Origin of the sequence: Chryseomicrobium sp. FSL W7-1435, assembly GCF_038595005.1 — a bacterium.
In the GTDB taxonomy this organism is placed as follows: domain Bacteria; phylum Bacillota; class Bacilli; order Bacillales_A; family Planococcaceae; genus Chryseomicrobium.
The window spans coordinates 1,765,111-1,785,480 of sequence record NZ_CP151997.1; the positions used below are offsets into that span (position 1 = coordinate 1,765,111).

15 protein-coding genes are annotated in these 20,370 nt (G+C 41.0%); 5 read left to right on the forward strand and 10 right to left on the reverse strand.

The genetic code is table 11. The features are described 5' to 3' along the window. Window positions 1–95: 95 nt before the first annotated feature. The 3 genes from MKY84_RS08970 to MKY84_RS08980 are packed head-to-tail and all read left to right on the forward strand — an operon-like array spanning window position 96 to window position 1,774. Window positions 96–665 carry an SLOG family protein gene (locus MKY84_RS08970; RefSeq protein ID WP_342525658.1) on the forward strand — a complete coding sequence of 190 codons (570 nt, stop codon included), beginning with the start codon at window positions 96–98 and terminating at the stop codon, window positions 663–665. Then, window positions 655–1,092: a hypothetical protein gene (locus MKY84_RS08975; protein WP_342525660.1), complete on the forward strand. Its 438-nt coding sequence runs from the start codon at window positions 655–657 to the stop codon at window positions 1,090–1,092. Before MKY84_RS08970 ends, MKY84_RS08975 begins: the two co-directional genes overlap by 11 nt. A gap of 58 nt (window positions 1,093–1,150) precedes the next feature. Further along, a complete protein-coding gene (locus MKY84_RS08980) occupies window positions 1,151–1,774 on the forward strand; it encodes a spore coat protein (RefSeq protein ID WP_342525662.1) in 624 nt (207 codons plus the stop codon). Between the two features lie 272 nt (window positions 1,775–2,046). Here the strand turns inward: MKY84_RS08980 and hisF are convergent, their stop codons facing one another. The 4 genes from hisF to gltB form a co-directional block, all read right to left on the reverse strand. After that, window positions 2,047–2,817: an imidazole glycerol phosphate synthase subunit HisF gene (hisF, locus tag MKY84_RS08985; protein WP_342525663.1), complete on the reverse strand. Its 771-nt coding sequence runs from the start codon at window positions 2,815–2,817 to the stop codon at window positions 2,047–2,049. Beyond that, window positions 2,811–3,434, reverse strand: coding sequence for an imidazole glycerol phosphate synthase subunit HisH (gene hisH / locus MKY84_RS08990; protein WP_342525664.1), 624 nt, complete (start codon window positions 3,432–3,434; stop codon window positions 2,811–2,813). The genes hisF and hisH overlap by 7 nt, the downstream gene beginning before the upstream one ends. 106 nt (window positions 3,435–3,540) lie before the next feature. Then, on the reverse strand, window positions 3,541–5,010 hold the full coding sequence (locus MKY84_RS08995) for a glutamate synthase subunit beta (protein ID WP_342525665.1): 1,470 nt from the start codon (window positions 5,008–5,010) through the stop codon (window positions 3,541–3,543). Between the two features lie 12 nt (window positions 5,011–5,022). Continuing rightward, window positions 5,023–9,522, reverse strand: a complete 4,500-nt coding sequence (gene gltB, locus MKY84_RS09000; protein WP_342525667.1) for a glutamate synthase large subunit — start codon at window positions 9,520–9,522, stop codon at window positions 5,023–5,025. Between the two features lie 116 nt (window positions 9,523–9,638). Here gltB and MKY84_RS09005 point away from each other — a divergent pair, with 116 nt between their 5' ends. Together MKY84_RS09005 and ilvA are read left to right on the forward strand one after the other, a co-directional pair. Continuing rightward, entirely contained in the window at window positions 9,639–10,541 is a 903-nt protein-coding gene (locus MKY84_RS09005) for a LysR family transcriptional regulator (protein WP_342525668.1), read from the forward strand. A 65-nt stretch (window positions 10,542–10,606) separates the two neighbouring features. Continuing rightward, window positions 10,607–11,872: a threonine ammonia-lyase IlvA gene (gene ilvA, locus MKY84_RS09010; protein WP_342525671.1), complete on the forward strand. Its 1,266-nt coding sequence runs from the start codon at window positions 10,607–10,609 to the stop codon at window positions 11,870–11,872. Window positions 11,873–11,988: 116 nt separating this feature from the next. On the opposite strand, the gene MKY84_RS09015 is transcribed toward ilvA, so the two are convergent. The 6 genes from MKY84_RS09015 to MKY84_RS09040 form a co-directional block, all read right to left on the reverse strand. Beyond that, window positions 11,989–12,786 carry an ATP-binding cassette domain-containing protein gene (locus tag MKY84_RS09015; RefSeq protein WP_342525672.1) on the reverse strand — a complete coding sequence of 266 codons (798 nt, stop codon included), beginning with the start codon at window positions 12,784–12,786 and terminating at the stop codon, window positions 11,989–11,991. Next, complete coding sequence (locus MKY84_RS09020) at window positions 12,770–13,735, reverse strand: ABC transporter permease (RefSeq protein WP_342525673.1); 966 nt, start codon at window positions 13,733–13,735, stop codon at window positions 12,770–12,772. Before MKY84_RS09020 ends, MKY84_RS09015 begins: the two co-directional genes overlap by 17 nt. Before the next feature lie 15 nt (window positions 13,736–13,750). After that, a complete protein-coding gene (locus tag MKY84_RS09025; RefSeq protein ID WP_342525674.1) occupies window positions 13,751–14,716 on the reverse strand; it encodes an ABC transporter substrate-binding protein in 966 nt (321 codons plus the stop codon). 146 nt (window positions 14,717–14,862) lie between these two features. Beyond that, on the reverse strand, window positions 14,863–15,930 hold the full coding sequence (gene rlmN, locus MKY84_RS09030; protein ID WP_342525676.1) for a 23S rRNA (adenine(2503)-C(2))-methyltransferase RlmN: 1,068 nt from the start codon (window positions 15,928–15,930) through the stop codon (window positions 14,863–14,865). 71 nt (window positions 15,931–16,001) lie between these two features. Beyond that, a complete protein-coding gene (locus MKY84_RS09035) occupies window positions 16,002–16,805 on the reverse strand; it encodes a rhodanese-like domain-containing protein (RefSeq protein ID WP_342525677.1) in 804 nt (267 codons plus the stop codon). Between the two features lie 10 nt (window positions 16,806–16,815). Next, a complete protein-coding gene (locus tag MKY84_RS09040; RefSeq protein WP_342525679.1) occupies window positions 16,816–20,358 on the reverse strand; it encodes a dynamin family protein in 3,543 nt (1,180 codons plus the stop codon). Window positions 20,359–20,370: the final 12 nt, after the last annotated feature.

Sequence of the window (20,370 nt, forward strand, 5' to 3'; positions counted from 1 at the left end):
TCTTTCAGTTTATCTTATTCATTATTTTAAGAAATGTGACTGTGAACAATGATTTTGTTGAAACTCTGAGGTAAACTTATGAATGAGGTGAGATGGTGAAGAAATTAGTTATTACAGGATACAGGGGTAATGAACTTGGGATTTTTGACACCAATCATCCTGGAATCAAAATCATTAAAACAGCTATTGAGGATCGTCTGTTACGCATGATAGAAGAAGGTTTAGAATGGGTGCTTATCTCTGGGCAGCAAGGTGTAGAGGTATGGGCGGCTGAAGTAGTATTGTCGTTAAAAAAACAAGGCCATTCTGTAAAGTTGTCGATTACTCCACCATTCGCTGATTTTACTGAGCGTCTCAAACCTGAAAAGCAAGCCGAATTTCAACAACTTCGTTTAGCAGCTGATTTTTATCAGCCTTTAACGAGCGGTGGTTATCAAGGTGCTTGGCAATTTCAAGAACGGGATAAGTTTTTGATTCGCAATAGTGAAGGGACTTTGATCATTTACGATGAAGAACAGCCTGCAAGTCCACAATTTTTCTTAAAATTGATTCATGACTATCGAGAAAGACAACCAACTTACTACATAGAGCAAGTGAACTCGTATGATTTAAATGATACAGCTGAACAACTAAAATGGAAAGAAGGCGAAGAAAATGGCTATTGAACTGGACCTTTATACAAAAGAAAATGATGAGTGGCTACGTGCGCTTACGGAAGAAGATTTAAAACAGCCTATAGCATTGGTTAAAACTCAAATCGAGAACTATATTTATAGTGCTAAACCTGAGTATTCCACTTTCAAAGTAGAAGGTTTTGTCATTGAACTAGATGATATCTTCCGATTTTATAATCTATTAGTGGGAATTTATGTCCCTAAAGCAAAAATGAAAGATATTGATGAAGCTTTAAAAGAAAAATGGGAAAATCCTGAATTTAACTATGCATTAACGTTTGATGCAAACGAAGGCGTTGCAGAGCTAAATCTGCCTCTTGATTATGTTGAAGGGTTTTCTACCGAGTTTACAGTACAACAAACGATTGAATTTATTGAGCAACTTTTAAGTACAATCGTATTAAAAATTACAAAATAGAATAAATCATTAGTCTCCGACGCATACTATGAAGGATCTTGCAAAGGAGGCTTTTTTAATGTGGAATAATCAGACAGACGCGGTTGGCTACCAATCCTCTCAACAATTGCAGCCGACTATGAACCATGGTGCTCACGAAATCTTTGATGTACAGGAAACACTGAAAACTTTGATTGGTGCCCAAAATCACTTTACGTTTTGGAAAAACCAAATCAAAGACTCGAAATTGAAAGAAGTTGCGGAGAAACAACATACGTATTTAATTGATACGTATAACACGGTAGTGGAAAGTTTTCAAACAGGTCTAGCTCCTAATAAAGCTACCTATCCTTATGAAATGAAGCTTGTCCATGACTATGTTTATGGCATCAAGCAACAAACTCCACTATCCCCTATGGAGTCTCCTAACGCTGTCAATGATGCATTTATTTCAAGTGTCTTGTTGAGTGCTGTTAAGGCATGCGCAACTCATGCAACTACTGCTGCTTTGGAATGTACGAACCCTGTGGTGAGACGTGTACTCGCAGATAGTGTACCTAACTTTATCGAGTTAGGCTATGAATTGGCGATTTACCAAAACCAAAATCATATTTATCAAGTTCCTCTTCTGCAACAGACCGATGCTGATATGATCACGCAAGGTTTTCAACCAGCGTCGAAGATCGGGCTCCCGATGAACTAACTTGTCTTTCGCTAAAAGTTATTAAAAGGTAAAGTAAAAAAACAGTACTTTCTCTTGGTTCTACTCCAGAGATTGTACTGTTTTTATTAACGTTGAGCTCCGTTCCGTCTGATTTTCTCGGAGTTTCTAGAGTGACGTCCTCCACATCTAACTATAATCGAGTTGCAAACGTCAGAAACACGCTCCAAAATCAGTCGCACCAACCGAGGCCAAGAGCGCCTCACTTGGCACGCCTGATTTTCTCGGACTTTCTTGAGTGACGTTCTCCACATCTAACGTACCGCTATAGCATGTTGCTTTAAATGGTGCTTAATTTCTTGGATTGTGTAGTGTCCATAATGAATCATAGAAGCAACTAAGGCGGCGTCTACATTTGCTTCTTGGAACACTTCGGAAATGTGATCTAGCTCGCCAGCTCCACCGGAAGCAATTATAGGAATAGACACTTTCTCTGACAACAACTTTAGTAACTCCAAGTCATAACCTGTCTTCATGCCATCTTTATGAATACTCGTACAAATAATTTCCCCTGCTCCTCTTTCAGCAGCTTCTTGCGCCCAGTCTACGACGTCTCTCCCGGAATTTTCATGTCCAGAATGCGTATAGACTTCCCAACGTTCAATCGTGCCATCTTCTCTCATGATTGGCATTGCGTCAAGACCAAGAACTACACACTGTTTACCGAAAATCGCAGCTGCTTCATTTAAAAGCTCAGGGCGAGTGACCGCAGCAGAATTAACTCCCACTTTGTCAGCACCAGCACGCAACAATAAACGAAAATCATCGATTGTGCGTACTCCACCGATTACAGAAAAAGGAATATACACTTCTTCAGCAACGCGCCGAATCCATTCATATTTCACTTCTTGATTCTTAAGAGAAGCAGTAGTGTCTAAATAAATTAATTCATCTGCTCCATCTTCAGCGTATTTCCTGCCAAGCTCAGCAGGGTCGCCAATGATTGTTGGGTTACGAAACTGTACGTATTTCACAGCTTTATCATCAAGTACATCAATCGCAGGAATAATTCTTTTCTTTAACATGTAGGCACCTTCTTTTTTGCATAGCGGCAGAAATTATCGAGTAACTTCATTCCCGCTTCTCCACTTTTTTCAGGGTGGAATTGAACACCCATCACAAAATCATTCCCGATTGCAGAGGAAAATCCTTCCCCGTATTCTGTAATGCCAATAATATCTTCTTTATTGGTAGGAGCCGCGAAGTAAGAATGAACAAAATAAAAGTCTGTATTTTGGGGTAAGTCTTTTAATAAGAAATGCCCCTTAGCATCTTCCACTTCATTCCATCCCATATGGGGCACTTTTAGTTTAGAATCATCGAAATAAGGAACGATCCCTTGAAGCAATCCCAGCCCCTCGACATCTCCCTCATCACTCTTCTCTAAAAGTAATTGCATCCCTAAACAGATGCCGAGTAAAGGAATTCCTTCTTCTACTTTTCTTTGAATATATGGGATCAAACCTCTTTCCTCGAGTTGAAGCATTGCTTGTTTCGCGTGTCCAACGCCCGGTAAAATCAGTTGATCGACCGAATCGGTACTCGTACCGTCTTCAATTCGAATATAGGGATACCCTAATTTTTTTATCGCTTTTTCTACGCTGTGCATATTGCCAGCACCATAATCTAGTATGCCAATCATCGTACTCGCCTCCTACTTTTTATTATGCCACCTATAAAACAAAATAGAAAGCAAAAAACTTTAACTCACTAGCAGGAGAAAGTTTAGTGACATAAAAAAACCCGTATTATACGGGTTGAAGTGCTCTCACAAATTGATTCACTTTTTGCGCTGTTTCTTTTCCTTCTCGTATAGCCCAAACAACCAAACTCTGTCCTCTTCTAGCATCACCCGCTGTAAATACCCCGGGTAGATTGGTTGCATAGTCCACTTTCGACGCAGTAATACGGTTTCGAGAAAGTGCAAGGTTTGTCCCTTCCGTCACTTCAAGGTCGATTCCTTCAAAACCAATGGCCACAAAAACAACATCTGCGGGCCATTCTTTTTCAGTTCCTGGGAGTTCACGGAAGTAGTGGAATCCATCTTCTCCAATGACTTTTTCCATTTGTACTGTGCGAAGGGCAGTCACTTGGCCTGCTTCTCCCTTGACGATTTCCTTCGTTTGGATCAAGTATTCCCTTGGGTCTTGTCCTTTTAAAGCAGCCGCTTCTTCGTAAGCATAATCCATTTTGAATACGTTCGGATCAGATGGCCACATGTGCATCTCATCTCGGGCATCTGCCAGTTTAGGGTGTTTACCAAATTGGACAACGGATTTACAATTTTGTCTCACCGCTGTAGCGACACAATCTGCCCCAGTATCGCCTCCTCCAATCACTAAAACATGTTTCCCCTTCACATCAATTTTAGGTTTCGTCCCATCTAATAAATCTCTTGTCGTTTGTGTTAAATAAGTCATGGCTGGTAGAATGCCTTGTGCATCGTCCCCTGGTAGTCGTAACACACGCTGTCGCTGAGCACCTACGCAAAGAATCACGGCATCAAACTCTTGTCGTAATTGTTCAAGCGTTTTATCTTTTCCGATTTCCATGTTGACAATAAACTGAACGCCTTCTTCCGATAGCAATTGGACGCGTCGTGTAACGACCTCTTTATCCAATTTCATCGAAGGTATCCCATACATCAACAATCCACCTGGTCGGTCATCCCGTTCAAATACAGTCACTGTATGCCCCTCTTGATTTAAATCATCCGCCGCTGTCAATCCAGCAGGCCCAGATCCCACGATGGCAATTTTCTTTCCAGTTCTAGTCGTTGGAATACGAGGTGCGATCCACCCTTCCTCAAAACCTTTGTCGATAATACTTCTTTCGATACTCTTTATAGCTACTGCCGGTTCTGAAATAGCTAATGTACAAGAGCTTTCACAAGGCGCCGGACAGACACGTCCTGTGAATTCCGGAAAATTATTCGTCATGAGCAGACGATCTAATGCATCCTTCCATTGCCCTTTGTAGACAAGGTCATTCCATTCAGGTATAACGTTTTGAATAGGACAACCTGCGGCCACACCACGAATTTCAATTCCCATGTGACAGAACGGGGTGCCACAGTCCATACATCGTGCACCCTGCTCTTTCATTTGTTCATCCGTAAAACGCTCTCCATATTCACCAAAGTGACGTACTCGCTTTTTAGGAGGCTGTTCAACTGGCTTCTGTCTTTTTATCTCTAAAAATCCGGTTGGTTTTCCCATTCCTATTCCTCCTTATGAGACGACCGTAGCGCCGTAAAACGCCTGAAGGGCCGCTTTATCTTTTTCAATCCCCTGTTGTTCAAGTTTTGAAATGCGATGTCTCATTTTTGCATATTCCACTGGCTCCACTTTGACGATTTGATATTTAATAGCATCCCAATTGGCAAGAACTTTCCCTGCCTTCGTGCTTTTTGTGTGGTAGAAGTGATCCATTATCAACTTTCGAACCTCGTGATATTCAGAATCCTCGGTAATTCGTACAAGTTGGATCATCTCATGATTGCTTAAGGAATCTAGTTCACTTTCCTTTTCGGTAAGTACGTAGGCCGTTCCACCAGACATACCCGCTCCAAAGTTTTTCCCTATCTCTCCAAGCACTACCACACGTCCACCGGTCATGTACTCGCACCCATGATCTCCAATACCTTCTACAACAATTGTCGCTCCGGAGTTTCTAACGGCAAAGCGCTCACCGGCTCGTCCGTTCAAGTAAGCTTCTCCAGATGTTGCACCGTAAAACGTTACATTCCCTGCAATCATATCTTGCTCTTTTGCATTCTTGGCAGGAGATTCAAGTATTAACTTCCCGCCTGATAATCCTTTTCCGAGATAATCATTGGCATCTCCGAGCAGTTTAATGGTCATACCTTTAGGTGTATAGGCTCCTAAACTTTGACCAGCATGACCAGTCAGATTAATTTCTACAGTATTTTCTGGAAGGCCCAGTTCTCCGTAGCGTTTTGTAATTTCGTGACCAATTATAGTACCTACTACTCGATCTGTATTTTTAATTGTTGCAGAGATACGGACAGGTTGTCCCGCTTCAATGGCCGCTTCTACTTGTGGCCATAGTTCACGAAGATCTAGTGATTCATCCAGTCGATGATTTTGTTCGCGCTGCTTTGTACGAGGCCCTTCTGGACGATGCAAGAGGGCAGTTAAGTCCAGTTGTCCAGCTTTCCAATGTTCGGATGCACGTTTCGATACATGCAGTGTATCTGTGCGACCTACTAATTCTTCAACAGTTCGGAAACCTAATTTAGCCATCCACTCGCGCATTTCTTCAGCTACAAACAGCATGTAATTCACTACATGATCTGCCGCTCCAGTAAACTTATCCCGTAATTCCGGGTTTTGTGTGGCTATACCAACAGGACATGTGTCCAAATGACAGGCTCTCATCATGACGCAGCCCATCACAATTAATGGAGCCGTTGCGAAGGCATATTCTTCAGCTCCCAGTAAGGCAGCAAGTAACACGTCTTTTCCAGTCATAAGTTTCCCATCAGTTTCTAGTGTCACACGGTCTCGCAAACCATTTAGCATGAGCGTTTGATGCGCCTCTGCAAGGCCTAACTCCCAAGGAAGACCGGCATGAGTGATACTAGTTTTGGGTGATGCTCCGGTACCGCCATCGTAGCCAGAAATAACAATGACATCCGCAGCACCTTTCGCAACACCTGCTGCTATTGTTCCGACGCCACCTTTAGATACTAGCTTGACACTGATACGAGCATGACGATTTGCATTTTTCAAGTCATGAATCAACTGCGCCATATCCTCAATAGAGTAAATATCATGATGAGGAGGTGGTGAAATCAAGCCGACTCCTGGAGTAGATCCTCGTACATCTGCTACCCAAGGATAAACTTTGTTGCCAGGCAATTGCCCACCCTCGCCAGGTTTTGCCCCTTGCGCCATTTTGATTTGTAATTCGTCCGCTTGTGAGAGATAGACGGCTTTTACTCCAAATCTACCCGACGCAATTTGTTTAATAGCGCTTCTTCTAAAGTCACCGTTTCCATCCTGTTTATAGCGTGATGGATGCTCCCCACCCTCACCACTGTTGCTCTTGCCCCCAATTCGATTCATAGCAATAGCAAGCGTTTCATGGGCTTCTTTTGAGATGGACCCAAAGGACATAGCACCTGTTTTAAAGCGCTTGACGATGGCACTCGCTGGTTCCACTTCTTCAATTGGTACTGGCGCTTGATCAGTTCGAAGATCGAACAAGTTCCGCAAGAAGCCTACGCGTTCTTCATTCGCCATATCGGCGTATTGACGATACAACCCGATATCGTTTTGACGAGTGGCCCATTGGAGAGTATGAATGGTCTTTGGACGGAAAGCATGATGTTCACCATTGGCTCGCCATTGAAATTGACTCCCAGAATCAAGTGGCTTGTCTGAAACAGCTACTGCATGTTCCACACGTTTGCTCATCTCTAATTGAATAGTTTCAAGATTGATACCATCTAGCTGAGATTTTGTACCTGTGAAATAATTTTGAATCACGTCTTGTCCAATACCTACAGCTTCAAATATTTGGGCACCACGATAACTTTGAATCGTTGATATCCCCATTTTGGCCATAACTTTTACTACGCCATCTGTAAATCCTTTTACAGCAGAATTTATAGCTTCAGAATAGTCTTTGGCTAAATGCTTCTCCTGAATGGCCTGTTGCAAAGTTGCATAGACAAGGTAAGGATAGATGGCATCTGCCCCGTACCCAATAAGTGCAGCGATATGGTGTACTTCTTTCACTTCAGCAGATTCAATGATGAGTGACGTACGCGTACGAAGCCCATTTCGCACAAGATGATGATGTATTCCACTAGAAGCTAGCAACACCGGTACAACGTGTTGACCTCTAGTTAGAGATCGGTCTGACAAAATAATTAAACTAGTTCCGGATAGGACAGCTTCTTCTACCTGCTTACAAAGTTCATCTAATTTTTCTTTGATGCTTCCATTGAAAGCCAAATCAACTGTTGCTGATTTGAATGATGGATGGTTGTACAGTTGATTGACTTCACTTGCTTTTAAAATAGGTGTTTTCAATAAGATACGCTTTGTGTGATGCTCTGCAGGGTTCAGTAGATCACCTTCCGCACCGAGATAACTAATGGTTGAGGTAACCAATTTCTCCCGTATCGAATCGATCGGAGGATTTGTTACTTGCGCAAATAATTGTTTGAAATAGTTATAGAGCAGTTGAGGACGATCCGATAACACGGCAAGTGGTGTATCATTACCCATTGAACCGATTGGATCTTTCCCCTCACTGGCAAGAGGTAAGAGATACTTGTGAATATCTTCAAATGTATATTGATTCAAGTGCTGCTTATAGACTAAATCTTCTACATTCTCTACAAGTTCTTGAGTAGATTCAAGGACTTCAAGATGTTCTAACCACTGTGAATACGGGTGTTCAGTTGCGATACTTTGCTTTAACTCGTCATCCCCAATAATCCGTCCTTCTTCTAAATCGACAAGAAGCATTTTCCCTGGGCTTAGTCTTTCTTTCGAAACAATCATATGTTCTTCAACATCGACTACTCCTACTTCAGACGAATAAATGATCCGGTCATCAGTTGTCACATAGTACCGGGCTGGGCGTAAGCCATTGCGGTCTAGTACGGCACCAATCTGTTTTCCATCCGTGAAACAGATGGCGGTCGGCCCATCCCACGGCTCCATAAATGTCGAATGATACGTATAGAACGCTTCTTTTTCAGGAGTCATGTGAGGATTCGTCTCACTCCAAGGTTCTGGAATCATCATCATAGCGGCATGCGCAGGAGAGCGGCCTGATAATACTAAAAATTCGAAGGCATTATCTAGCATGGACGAGTCACTGCCTGTCTCATCGATAATCGGCAAAATTCCACTAAGCTCTTGTCCAAACAATTCTGACTCGAATTGTTTTTCACGTGCTTTCATCCAATTCACATTTCCTTGGAGGGTATTAATTTCTCCATTGTGAACTAAATATCGGTTTGGATGTGCTCGCTTCCAACTTGGAAACGTATTGGTGCTGTAACGTGAGTGTACTAAACTATAAGCGGAAACAAAGCGTGGATCTTTTAAATCCAAGTAAAATTCACTTACTTCTTTAGGCGTCAATAAACCTTTGAATACAATTGTTTCACTTGATAGAGATGGGATATAGACTTCATACCCCTCCGACTGCATCCAATGTTCAAGTCGCTTGCGAAGTATATAGAGTACACGTTCAAACGATAGACGATCCATTGTGGTTGTTTCTTTTTTTATAAAGAGTTGCTCAATGATTGGCATGGAATGTTTTGAGACATCCGATAAATCATCACTATTTAATGGAACTTTTCTCCAAGCTAAAAATTCAACACTAGAAATTGAAGTGAAGAGTTCTGTGATTTTTGCTTTAACAGCTTCTTGCACTCTATCTTCATTTGGGAAGAAGAACATCCCAACAGCATAATCTCCTCGTAATGGCAGGGGGAAATCAAGAATTTGACGGAACAAGGCATCTGGTAATTGCACCATTATTCCTGCCCCATCACCTGTTTTATGGTCACTACCACGACCTGCCCGGTGATCAAGACGATGAAGCATCTCAAGACCATCCACGACAATGTCATGACTAGCAATTCCTTTTATATTTGCATAGAGTCCGATACCACATGCATCGTGCTCATTTGTTGGACAGTATAGGCCTTGTTTTTGTGGGTATTGATGAAATGTCATCGTCCATCCCTCCATGTCATTGTTGTGTAAGAATAGTGTAAGTTTTCAAAATGATATAAACAATATATAATTACTATCATATCTATATCAATTTGAGATAGGAGCGTGAATAAACGTTGGAACTACGGCAATTAGTTTACTTTCAAGAAGTCGCAAAACGAGAACATATTTCTGAAGCCGCCCTCCATCTCCATGTGGCCCAATCTGCCATCAGTCGTCAAATCGCTAATTTAGAGAAAGAACTTGGTGTCCAATTATTCGACCGAATCGGCCGAAATATAAAGCTGACATCGATTGGGAGAGATTTTCTAAAACATACAGATAGGGCTCTAGCAGAAATCAATTATGGATTAGAAGAAATTAGTAATTATTTAGATCCTGAAAAAGGGACAATTCGAATTGGATTTCCTAGTAGCTTTGCTACACAACTATTGCCCAGTGTTATCACAGCTTTTCGCAAGCAACATCCAGATGTAGAATTTCAACTACGTCAGGGAAATTATAATTTTCTAATTGATGCTGTAAAAGATCGCTCCATCAATTTATCCTTTATAGGTCCTATTCCAACAAATGAACCTGACTTAGAAACGACGGAACTATTTACCGAGTCATTTTCTTTAGTGGTACCTATTCAACACCGTCTTGCTAATCAAATGAGTGTGCATTTAAGTGAGTTGAAAAGTGAACCATTTATCGTCTTTCCAGATGAATTTGTTTTGCATAAAACGGTTATTCAAGCTTGCCAATCCGTAGGTTTTAAACCAGTGATCAGTTCTATTGGAGAAGATTTAGATGCCATCAAAGGATTGGTGGCTGCAGGTCTTGGTGTCTCCATATTGCCAGACAGCACGCTTCCAGATGGTTCTCTACGCCTAATTAAAAAAATAAAGCTAACGTCTCCCTCTCTTAGTCGTTCAGTAGGGTTAATCACCCCATCTTCTCGTTTATTGACACCTTCCGAGAAAATATTTATTGCCTTCTCGGAAGAATTCTTTAAACGAATGAATCAATATTTATAAAACCTCTATCACTTCAACGCGATGGTGTGATAAACTAATGAAATATTCAAAAAAGGTGTGATGAAATGATTGAATTACAAGACAAACAAGTTGTGAAAGTTGAATCGATTCTTCAAGCATTTCATCAATTGAAGGATGTTGTTGTTCATACCCCTCTCCAACGCAATGAAGTGCTAAGCAAAAGATACAACGCAGAGATTTTTTTAAAGCGTGAAGACTTACAACACGTGCGTTCGTTTAAGATAAGAGGCGCTTATTACAAAATCCTATCTATTGAAGATAAAGCACGGCAAAATAGTGTAGTGTGCGCGAGTGCTGGCAACCATGCACAAGGTTTGGCCTACGCCTGTTCTGAACTGAAAATATTCGGAACGATTTTCATGCCGAAAACTACACCTAAACAAAAAGTAAATCAAGTCCGCATGTTTGGAGGCGAATTTGTCGATATTCGTTTAGAAGGCGACACTTTCGATGATTCTGCAATTTCTGCACTCGCCTTTTGTGAAGAGAAGAAAGCAGAGTTCATTCACCCATTTGATGATTACGAGATCATTTCTGGTCAAGGAACTGTCGGTGTGGAGATTTTAAATGATGCTGAAGCTACAGTGGATGTGGTCATTGCCAGTGTTGGCGGTGGTGGTCTGATTTCAGGCGTGGCTAGTTATTTTAAAGGTGTCTCCCCTAAGACAACGATTATTGGAGTTGAGCCAAGTGGTGCAGCAAGTATGGCCGAGGCTATTAAGCAAGGGCACCCTGTTGCTCTGGAGTCTATAGACAAATTTGTTGATGGTGCTGCCGTTAAATGTGCTGGCGTGCTAACGCATGCCATTGCCTCACGAACAGTCGATCAAATTGTTGCTGTTGATGAAGGAAAGGTATGCACCACTATTTTAGAAATGTATAATCAACACGCAATTGTCGTAGAACCAGCTGGGGCTCTCCCGATTGCCGTCTTGGATGATTTGAAAGATAGCATTAATGGTAAGCATGTTGTGGCTATTATTAGCGGAGGGAACAACGATATTTCGCGTATGCAGGAGATTAAAGAAAAATCCCTATTGTATGAGGGTTATCTTCATTATTTCTTAGTGAAATTTCCACAGCGTGCCGGGGCTTTGCGTCAATTCTTGCATGACGTCCTAGGTCCTGATGATGATATTACGACGTTCGAGTATACAAAAAAGAATAATAAAGAAAGTGGACCAGCCCTTATTGGTATTGAGTTGCATGACCCATCCGATTATCCTTCACTTGTCGAGCGGCTGGAATCAAACGGCTTTGATTTTAAAGAAGTGAATACAGATTCTCTACTTTTTGAGTTGCTTGTGTGATTTAAAAACATTCTTATCTGTTTAGTAATAGAACTCAAAGTAAAAAAAATCAGCAAATTCTCTGGAATTCATTCTAGAGAACTTGCTGATTTATTTTGTCCCAATCTGTATTTCCTCTAAGCTTCCAATAACATACGGTCAGATAGTGCCTGACTCCCTTTAATTTGCTTAAATTCATTTAACAAATCTTGAACCGTGAGCGTCTTTTTTCGTTCTTCGTTCGCTTCAAAGATAATTGACCCTTGATCCATCATCACGAGACGATTTCCTAGATCAATCGCTTGTTGCATATTATGTGTAACCATTAAAGTTGTTAGACCCTTCTGATTCACTAATTGCTTCGTTAGTTGAGTAATTAATTCTGCTCGTGCAGGATCTAATGCGGCAGTATGCTCATCAAGAAGTAAGATGGAAGGGTTTGTGAATGTCGCCATCAATAGAGATAGCGCCTGTCGTTCGCCTCCTGAAAGCAAACCCACTCTTGTAGTTAATCGATTCTCAAGGTTCAAATGAAGAGCCTCGAGTTCTGTTTTAAAAAACTCACGTCGCTTTTTAGAAGCAGCAAAGCGAAAGCTTCGGTTTGTATTGCGCGAGTAAGCAACTGCCAAATTTTCTTCAATAGTTAGTGTGGGTGAAGTTCCTGCCATCGGATCTTGGAAAACGCGGCCAATCCACTTTGCTCGTTTATGTTCGGGAAGATGTTCTACTTGCTGACCATCCAAAATCAAGTTACCTTGTTCAATTGGCAGGGTCCCTGAAATACAGTTTAAGAGAGTAGATTTACCAGCACCGTTACTTCCAATAATCGTAACAAAATCTTTTTCTTTTAGAGTCATATCAAGTGAACGAAGGGCAATTTTTTCATCGTGACTTCCCTCATTGAATCGTTTTTCTAGATTATGAATGTTTAGCAAGTTCCACACCTCCCTTTCTAGCCTCAACACGTTTGCGAACTGCCTGTTTTTTTAGAGCACTCAAGCGATTTGGCAAAATCAATGCTAGGATGACGATCAAGGCTGTCAATAATTTCATGTCTCCCGTATCAAGAAACTCGATGCGAAGCGCGAAAGCTAATACCAAGCGGTAAATGACTGCCCCTACTATGACCGCAAAGGTTATACGAACAATGGATTTTGTGCCAAAGAGCGCTTCTCCAATGATGACAGATGCTAAACCGATGACAATCATGCCAATACCCATTCCCACATCCGCGAATTTACCATACTGTGCAATCAATGCACCAGAAAGTGCCACCAAACCATTGGATAACGCAAGTCCTATAATAGTCAGTCGGTCTGTATTACCTGAAAAACTACGAATCATTCGTTTGTTGTCACCTGTTGCACGAAGCGCAAGTCCCACTTCTGTTTTTAAAAATAAATCTAATACGATTTTAACTACAGCTACAACAAGTAGTGCACCTACGACAATTGCATAGCTCGATGGGATACCCAACGACTCAACAAAGGAAATGTACTTTGTAATCAGCGTTTCCGATTGAAGCAATGGGATATTCGGTCGTCCTACTGAGTTCTCAACGGTTAGCCCCATGATTCGTAAGTTGATGGAGTACAGAGCGATCATCATCAATATCCCTGATAACAGAGGATTAATACCACCTTTTGTGTGCAACAATCCCGTTCCCATTCCAGCAACAAAACCTGCAATCATTGCGGTTACTGTGGCGAGTAGAGGTGAATAGCCAAGCACAATCATCATGGCAGCAGTAGATGCCCCTGTAACGAAGCTTCCGTCCACGGTGAGATCAGGGAAATCTAGCACCCGAAACGTTAGATAAACGCCAAGTGCCATAATCCCGTAAATTAATCCTTGCTCTACTGCTCCTGTAAGTGCTCCTAACATTGGTATTCCCCTTTTCTATTCGACGATTTCAGCATTCCAGCTCTCATCAATTTCAAGACCTAAAGTATCTGCTACGTTTTGGTTCACTACAAATTTCACATTTTGCGGATATTGTACAGGTAGATCTGCAGGTGTTTTTTCACCAGCTAAAATCTGTGCGGCCATCTCACCAGCTTCGTAACCAATATCAAAGTAGTCAAAACCGTAAGCCCCAAGTCCTCCACGTGCTACTGAATCAAACTCTCCAACCATTACTGGCAATTCATTGTCGTTTGCTACAGAAATAACAGATTCTAAAGCAGAGACAACTGTATTATCTGTAATGATGTAGAGTGCATCGACTTTTCCGATCAAAGATTCTGTTGCTTGTTTAACCTCTGCGGAAGTCGCTACAGAAGCTTCTGCAATTTCGATACCCACTTTAGCTGCTTCTTCTTTCACACGATCCACTTGTGCGCGTGAATTCTGCTCACCGGAGTTGAATACCATTCCAACAGTCGCGGCATTTAAGTTATCTTTCAGGAATTTCATTGTGTTTGGAATTGCTTCTGGTTGTGTGTCAACTGTTCCTGTAACATTGCCACCAGGAGATTCCATGGACTCCACAAGTTCTGCGCTTACGGCATCTGTCACCGAAGTGAAGACAATCGGAATCTCAGAGGTTGCACTTGCAACTGCCTGAGCACTTGGTGTTGAATTTGCAAAGATCAAATCTACTTCAGCGCTGACCAAGTTCGTAGCTATCGTAGTATTAGCACTCGTATCATTTTGTGCATTTTCAATTTGGTAGTCAGCATCAATACCCGCGTCTTCTAAAGCTTTTTGAAATCCTTCAAATGCGGCATTTAATGAAGGATGCTCCACAATTTGCGTGACACCGATCGTCACTTTGTCTTCTGCTCCTTGTGATGATTCTCCACATGCTGCAAGTAATAACGTGGACGATAATGCAAGTACGCCGATTGATTTTTTCCAGTTCATTTAAATATCCCCCTTAAACTTTAGCGCGTTGAAGCGACAAAGTATTATAAATGCAATATTACCGCCTATCCAATTTAAAGTCAATGGAATTATCAGAAATAATACAAATAAAAAAATCAGCAGAGATAATATCTCTGCTGATCCATTTAGTTTGTAACTTTTTCTTTTTTAATTTGTTTACTACGTAGCTGCCCACAAGCTGCATCGATATCAGTTCCTTGTTCTGTACGAACGCCACAGTTGATTCCACGTTTTTTCAGAGTCTGGAAAAATGCATCAATCGCTTCAGGAGTACTTCGTTGGTATTGACCGTGTTCATCTACTGGGTTGTATGGAATTAAATTCACATACGAGAGATGACGTTTGTTATCAAGCAAATCTGCCAACTGCTTAGCTTCTTCTACATGATCATTGACGTCGCGAAGAAGAATATACTCAAACGTGATACGACGATTCGTTTTTTCTAGGTAATAATCGACCGAATCCATCAGTTTTTCAATCGGGAACGCTTTGTTGATGATCATAATGTTGCTACGTAATTCATCATTTGGCGCATGAAGAGATACGGCTAAATTCACTTGCGTCTGCTCATCTGCGAACTCACGAATTTTCTTAGCAAGACCACTAGTTGATACTGTGATATGGCGAGCACCAATAGACAATCCTTTTTGATCATTGACTACATGTAAGAAGTCCATCAAGTTAGAATAGTTATCAAATGGTTCTCCGATTCCCATTACGACGATATGACTAACGCGTTCTTGTTTCCCTGCTGCATCTAAATGTTCTTGCACTTTCATGATTTGACCCACGATTTCTCCTGCATTTAAATCACGGCTTTTCTTTAAAAGTCCGCTTGCACAGAAACTACATCCGATATTACAACCAACTTGAGTTGTTACACAAACAGAGAGGCCGTAGTGGAAACGCATAAGAACCGTTTCAATTAGGTTACCGTCTTCTAGTTGGAATAAGAACTTAATTGTGCCATCTGCTGATTCTTGTTTGACAGTCTCTCTTAACGTCTGCATCACAAAGTGATCGCTTAGAAGTTGTAAACACTCTTTATTGACGTTATTCATTTCTTCAAAAGACTGAACGCGTTTCACATATAACCAGTTCCAAACTTGTTCTGCACGAAATTTTTTCTGACCTCGTTCAAGCAACCAATCTGTTAGTTGATCTTTTGTCAGGCTATAAATAGAATTTTTCATTATATAGTGTCCCTCATTTCATCCTCATTACAATTTTCCCATTATACTATAGGATTGGATGAGTGACAAGTTTATTTACTTGTCTCAATTTCGTTCGTTTGAATCCAGTCACTATAGCTTCCTGTATAAAGCTTTGTTTGATGTCTACCATTTTCAAGAAGGGCGATTGTAAGAGGTGATGCCGTGACTCCACTACCGCAATACGTCACAATCGTTTCGTCTTTTGGAAAGTTTAGTAACAGAGACTCTGCTTCTTTACTAGTCATCAATCCCTTTTCCGTTTTCAGTTGTTCCCAATCAAAATTTTGAGCAGTTGGTATGTGCCCTGCGACTTTATCAATCGGTTCAACAATTCCTCGGTAGCGTTCAAATGACCTAGCATCTACCAACACACCGGAATGAGCGATATGAGTTTTAACGTCTTCCTGATCTACCAGTAGTGAATCATTAAAGTGTAGTTGTTGATCTGTTGCTGGATACCAAGCCGTACCGCCTTCAACTGGATAGACTTCTTTCAAGCGATTGTATCCCTCACGCGCGAGAGAAACTTTTGTAAAACCAGCCCAAAGAAGCAATACGACTGCTCGCGAAGCAAAAGGAGCATTCCCCTGATCATAAACAATAATCTCATCCTCATAGCTTAGGCCGGATTTTTGAATTAATTGGCTCATATGATCCTTGGATGGTGCGGGATGCCGCCCTTTATCACTAGCCATATCAGACAAATGATCTTCAAGGTGCCAATACACAGCACCTTGTATGTGATCTTGTTGGTAGGCGTCTCCCCCCCACGTTGTGTTTTGCAAATCAAATCGTGTATCGATAAAACGAGTAGTAGTTTTCGGAAGCTCATGTAAATCCTTCGTAATGATCATTGTCATCCTCCTAGAGCAATTTTCGTTTTTCTTTCCACATCGCTAACGTTTGCTGCTGTTCAAGAAGATCACGTTCTGTTTGCAGTGTAGCCACAGTTGATTGCAAAAAACGTAACTTTAAACGTTCCATAATTTCACTAAAAAGAGCATCTGTCCAATTTTTAAGACGTGTTTTTTCCACTTCAAACTGACTCTCTAAATCACTTTTCATTTTTGTTTCGAGTGCGTTTTGCACTTCTTTCTTCTCATTCTTTTCAAAGAAACGTTTAGCATTTTTATAGTGACTACGTAAAGTTCCATATTGTTCGAGAGGTAATTTAGGTTTTTCGAATTCAAGAAGTTTAGGTGCCTTTAATTCAAGTGAGCTGACCGAAAATGCAGCCGGTTGTTCATGTAAAAATGTAGATTCTTGTCGTTCAAACTCCCGCACGGCTTTTTCGATTGCTTGTTGAAGTCGCAAATTAGTAACTCGCAGTTCTTGCGATGCATCAAACTGAATGCTAGACACAACTTCGGCCAAAGACTCTTCAAACGCTTGTTTCGCATCTTTTCCAGCAAATCGTGAAGGATTAAAAGCTTCTTTGAAAAAGTCTGGGTAGCGATAAAATAAGCGCTGCTTTAAATAATAAATAAGAGTATCTACTTCATTCAGAAGCGCAGTCCGTGTTGATGGAGAACTGTTTTTTGTATAGCGCGCTCTTACCTGCTGTTCAAGTTCTGCAAGTTCCGCCAAACGTTGCGGTTTACGCAGCATGTTTTGTTCGGTTGATTCAATCAAATTTGAGAATTGTTCAATCAAATTAGAAGTTTGTTCTGCAGTAGCCTGTAGAATCACATCCAAAAGCTCGTTGCGTAGAAAAGCTTGGAAGGCTTCGGCAAATTCAGGCATCCCGCTAGCCAAAAATTCATTCGTTTTTTTCTCTTTAAGAGCTTGAAGGCTAGAGACACCATAAAGCCTTGGAAAACGAATACCAAATTGAGTCAGTTCTTGACCTACATAATCAATTACTTCTTGTTTCTCCTGTTCAGAGTTTGCAAGATCGATCGCATTGACAATAAAGAACATTTTATCAAGTTCAAATGAATCTTTTACTCGGCCTAGCTGAATCAAAAATTCGCGATCAGCTTTAGCAAACGCATGATTATAATAGGTGATGAATAACACCGCATCTGCATTGCGAATGTAATCAAATGCTACACCCGTATGGCGCGCATTTATTGAGTCAGCACCAGGAGTATCGACTAACGTTACACCAGCACGTGTTAATTCACAGTCGTAGAAATACGTAATCGTCTCAACAAAACAGCTTTTTGACTCTACCGCTACATATTCTGTAAAACTATCATGATCTACTAAACGTGTTGTTCCTAGGTACTCGATTTGATCTTGAATACCCGCTAAAAATGCACGAATGAAGGATTTCTTTGTTTCATCTAGAGGTTTTTCCAAAAATTGAGGAGCTTTACTTATCAACTCTTCTAATGACTGGCAGTCATCGCCATGGGGAGTAACCATAGCTTTTAATTCAGCTACCAAATCTTCTTTCGTTTTGAATTCCACATTTGCATGCCGATGTGGCTGATTGTCACCAGTCGGGGCAATTTTATTAATGGAAGCCGTTGTAGGATTTGGAGAGACAGGTAAAACAGAGTCTCCTAATAAAGCATTTGAAAAACTTGATTTTCCTGCTGAGAAAGCTCCAAATAGAGCAATTGTAAAGGAACGATTGGTAATTCGGTTAATTTTTTGTTTAAGCTCTCTCACGGCATCTTGGAAGTTGCTGATATCTTGCAACTGCAAACTCACCTGCTCAGCCTTTTTCACAATAGCGACTTCACTTAAATCCGAGGATTTTTGTTCCACAAATTGCTGTTTCACATCCACTACTTTTTCGATTTCTTCAGCAATAGACAGTGGTTGTGCATTTGCGTAAAAACTCGCATAATTTTGCTCCCACGAGTGTAAAAGATTCATGCGATCTTGCTGTAATTGCTCATTTGGAGACTTCATTTGAAGAGAGTAGTCAGCCAAGCGTTCTTCGCTTCCAAACCATTGTTCCAACGCCATCTTGCGTCTAGTAAGCGCCTGTTTTTTTAACTGGTCGTCTTCTGATAACACTGTCTCACCATCTGACTCAGCAAGTCGCTCATCTGCCCAATCAGTCGTTGTTTTTAAGATAAATCGCTTAAACGCTTGTTCAATTCTAGAGGAGAATTGCAATAAGCCATCGCCACTAGCACTCGTACCCGCTTTAAACTCATTAGATAGTACTGTAGGATCCATTTTAATAGAAATATAAGAGCTATCGGTTTGAATGACTTGTGCATAGCGATCAATAAGTCTTTGGATATGAGGCATGGTCGTTTGGTCAAATACCTCTTGCATCAATTGGGTGGCCGCTTTTAGTCTTGCCTCTCGCTCTTCCTCTATCTTTTTCTTAGAACTAAAAAAGCCTAATTTAAAACCTGGTTGACTAGCCTCTGCATATAATTGGATACGGTCCCTCACGTCTGGTGTCATAAGGTAAGCATTTGCAAGTAACTGTTGAACCTCAAGATGTAATTCTTCTATCCATTTTGCAAAATCAAGTAATTCAAACGATTGCAATGATAGCTTAACAGCATCATAAGTTGTTTTTTTCTCTTGCCATTCTTGGGGTGAAAAAAGTTCTTCATATGTACTAGCAAGATCTTCTTGATCTTCACGTAAGAAAGTCTCATGTTCTAAAAGCAATTTCTGTAATGTACCTTGCGTGCTCATTTCAAGCACTTGTTCTTTATCCGCAAGTGCAGTCTGAATGACATCTTTAACATCTTCTACAGAATACGTTTTTGAATCACGCAAAGACGTGAAGAATATCCCTTTCGGAAAAACATTCCAACTTTCAAAAGCAGTTTTAACGGATTGTTTAAAGCCTTTAAGAGACAATTCTTCTTCACGGTGCTTGTCCATCTGATTAATGATTAAATAAACATTTGGATTTGTGCGCATCAAATCTTTTGTAAACGTAAAATTAAGTTCAGATTGGACGTGATTGTAATCCATTACGTAAAACACTAGGTCGGCTAAATGAAGCTCTGATTCAGTAGAGAGCCTGTGCGCATCATCTGTTGAATCGACACCTGGCGTATCCATGAGAACCACATCTTTTGGAAGCTTCGTTTCAGGATGAAAGAGCTCAATTTTGCGAACGGATTGACCATCTTTCGCCATTTTTTTTAAGTTAGCTACTTCAAGCTCTTGTTCTGCAACAGCTAGATCTCCATTCATGAAATGAACATAAGCCTTCCACTGATCAGACTTCTGGATGGTTACGATATTGGCAGATGTTGGAATAGGGCTCGTTGCAAGCAAATTTTCACCAATCAACTCGTTGATCATGCTGGACTTCCCCGCAGAGAAATGTCCAGCAAATGCAATGGTTAAAGTCTCGGTGAACAACTTTTGGCCAAACTTCTTAGCTTTTGCATAAGTCGTGGTGTTGCCTTGTTTCTCAGTGACTACACCAAGAAGTGCAGTACGTCTATACAATTGTTGACGTTGCTCATTCATACCGGATACCCC

Excerpts from the sequence above, each read along its gene's own strand:
- hisF (WP_342525663.1), bottom strand. The coding sequence starts at position 2,817 with ATGTTAAAGAAAAGAATTATTCCTGCGATTGATGTACTTGATGATAAA.
- gltB (WP_342525667.1), bottom strand. The coding sequence starts at position 9,522 with ATGACATTTCATCAATACCCACAAAAACAAGGCCTATACTGTCCAACA.
- ilvA (WP_342525671.1), top strand. The coding sequence starts at position 10,607 with ATGATTGAATTACAAGACAAACAAGTTGTGAAAGTTGAATCGATTCTT.
- MKY84_RS09020 (WP_342525673.1), bottom strand. The coding sequence starts at position 13,735 with ATGTTAGGAGCACTTACAGGAGCAGTAGAGCAAGGATTAATTTACGGG.
- MKY84_RS09035 (WP_342525677.1), bottom strand. The coding sequence starts at position 16,805 with ATGATCATTACGAAGGATTTACATGAGCTTCCGAAAACTACTACTCGT.
- MKY84_RS09040 (WP_342525679.1), bottom strand. The coding sequence starts at position 20,358 with ATGAATGAGCAACGTCAACAATTGTATAGACGTACTGCACTTCTTGGT.
- rlmN (WP_342525676.1), bottom strand. The coding sequence starts at position 15,930 with ATGAAAAATTCTATTTATAGCCTGACAAAAGATCAACTAACAGATTGG.
- MKY84_RS08995 (WP_342525665.1), bottom strand. The coding sequence starts at position 5,010 with ATGGGAAAACCAACCGGATTTTTAGAGATAAAAAGACAGAAGCCAGTT.
- MKY84_RS08980 (WP_342525662.1), top strand. The coding sequence starts at position 1,151 with ATGTGGAATAATCAGACAGACGCGGTTGGCTACCAATCCTCTCAACAA.
- hisH (WP_342525664.1), bottom strand. The coding sequence starts at position 3,434 with ATGATTGGCATACTAGATTATGGTGCTGGCAATATGCACAGCGTAGAA.
- MKY84_RS09025 (WP_342525674.1), bottom strand. The coding sequence starts at position 14,716 with ATGAACTGGAAAAAATCAATCGGCGTACTTGCATTATCGTCCACGTTA.
- MKY84_RS08975 (WP_342525660.1), top strand. The coding sequence starts at position 655 with ATGGCTATTGAACTGGACCTTTATACAAAAGAAAATGATGAGTGGCTA.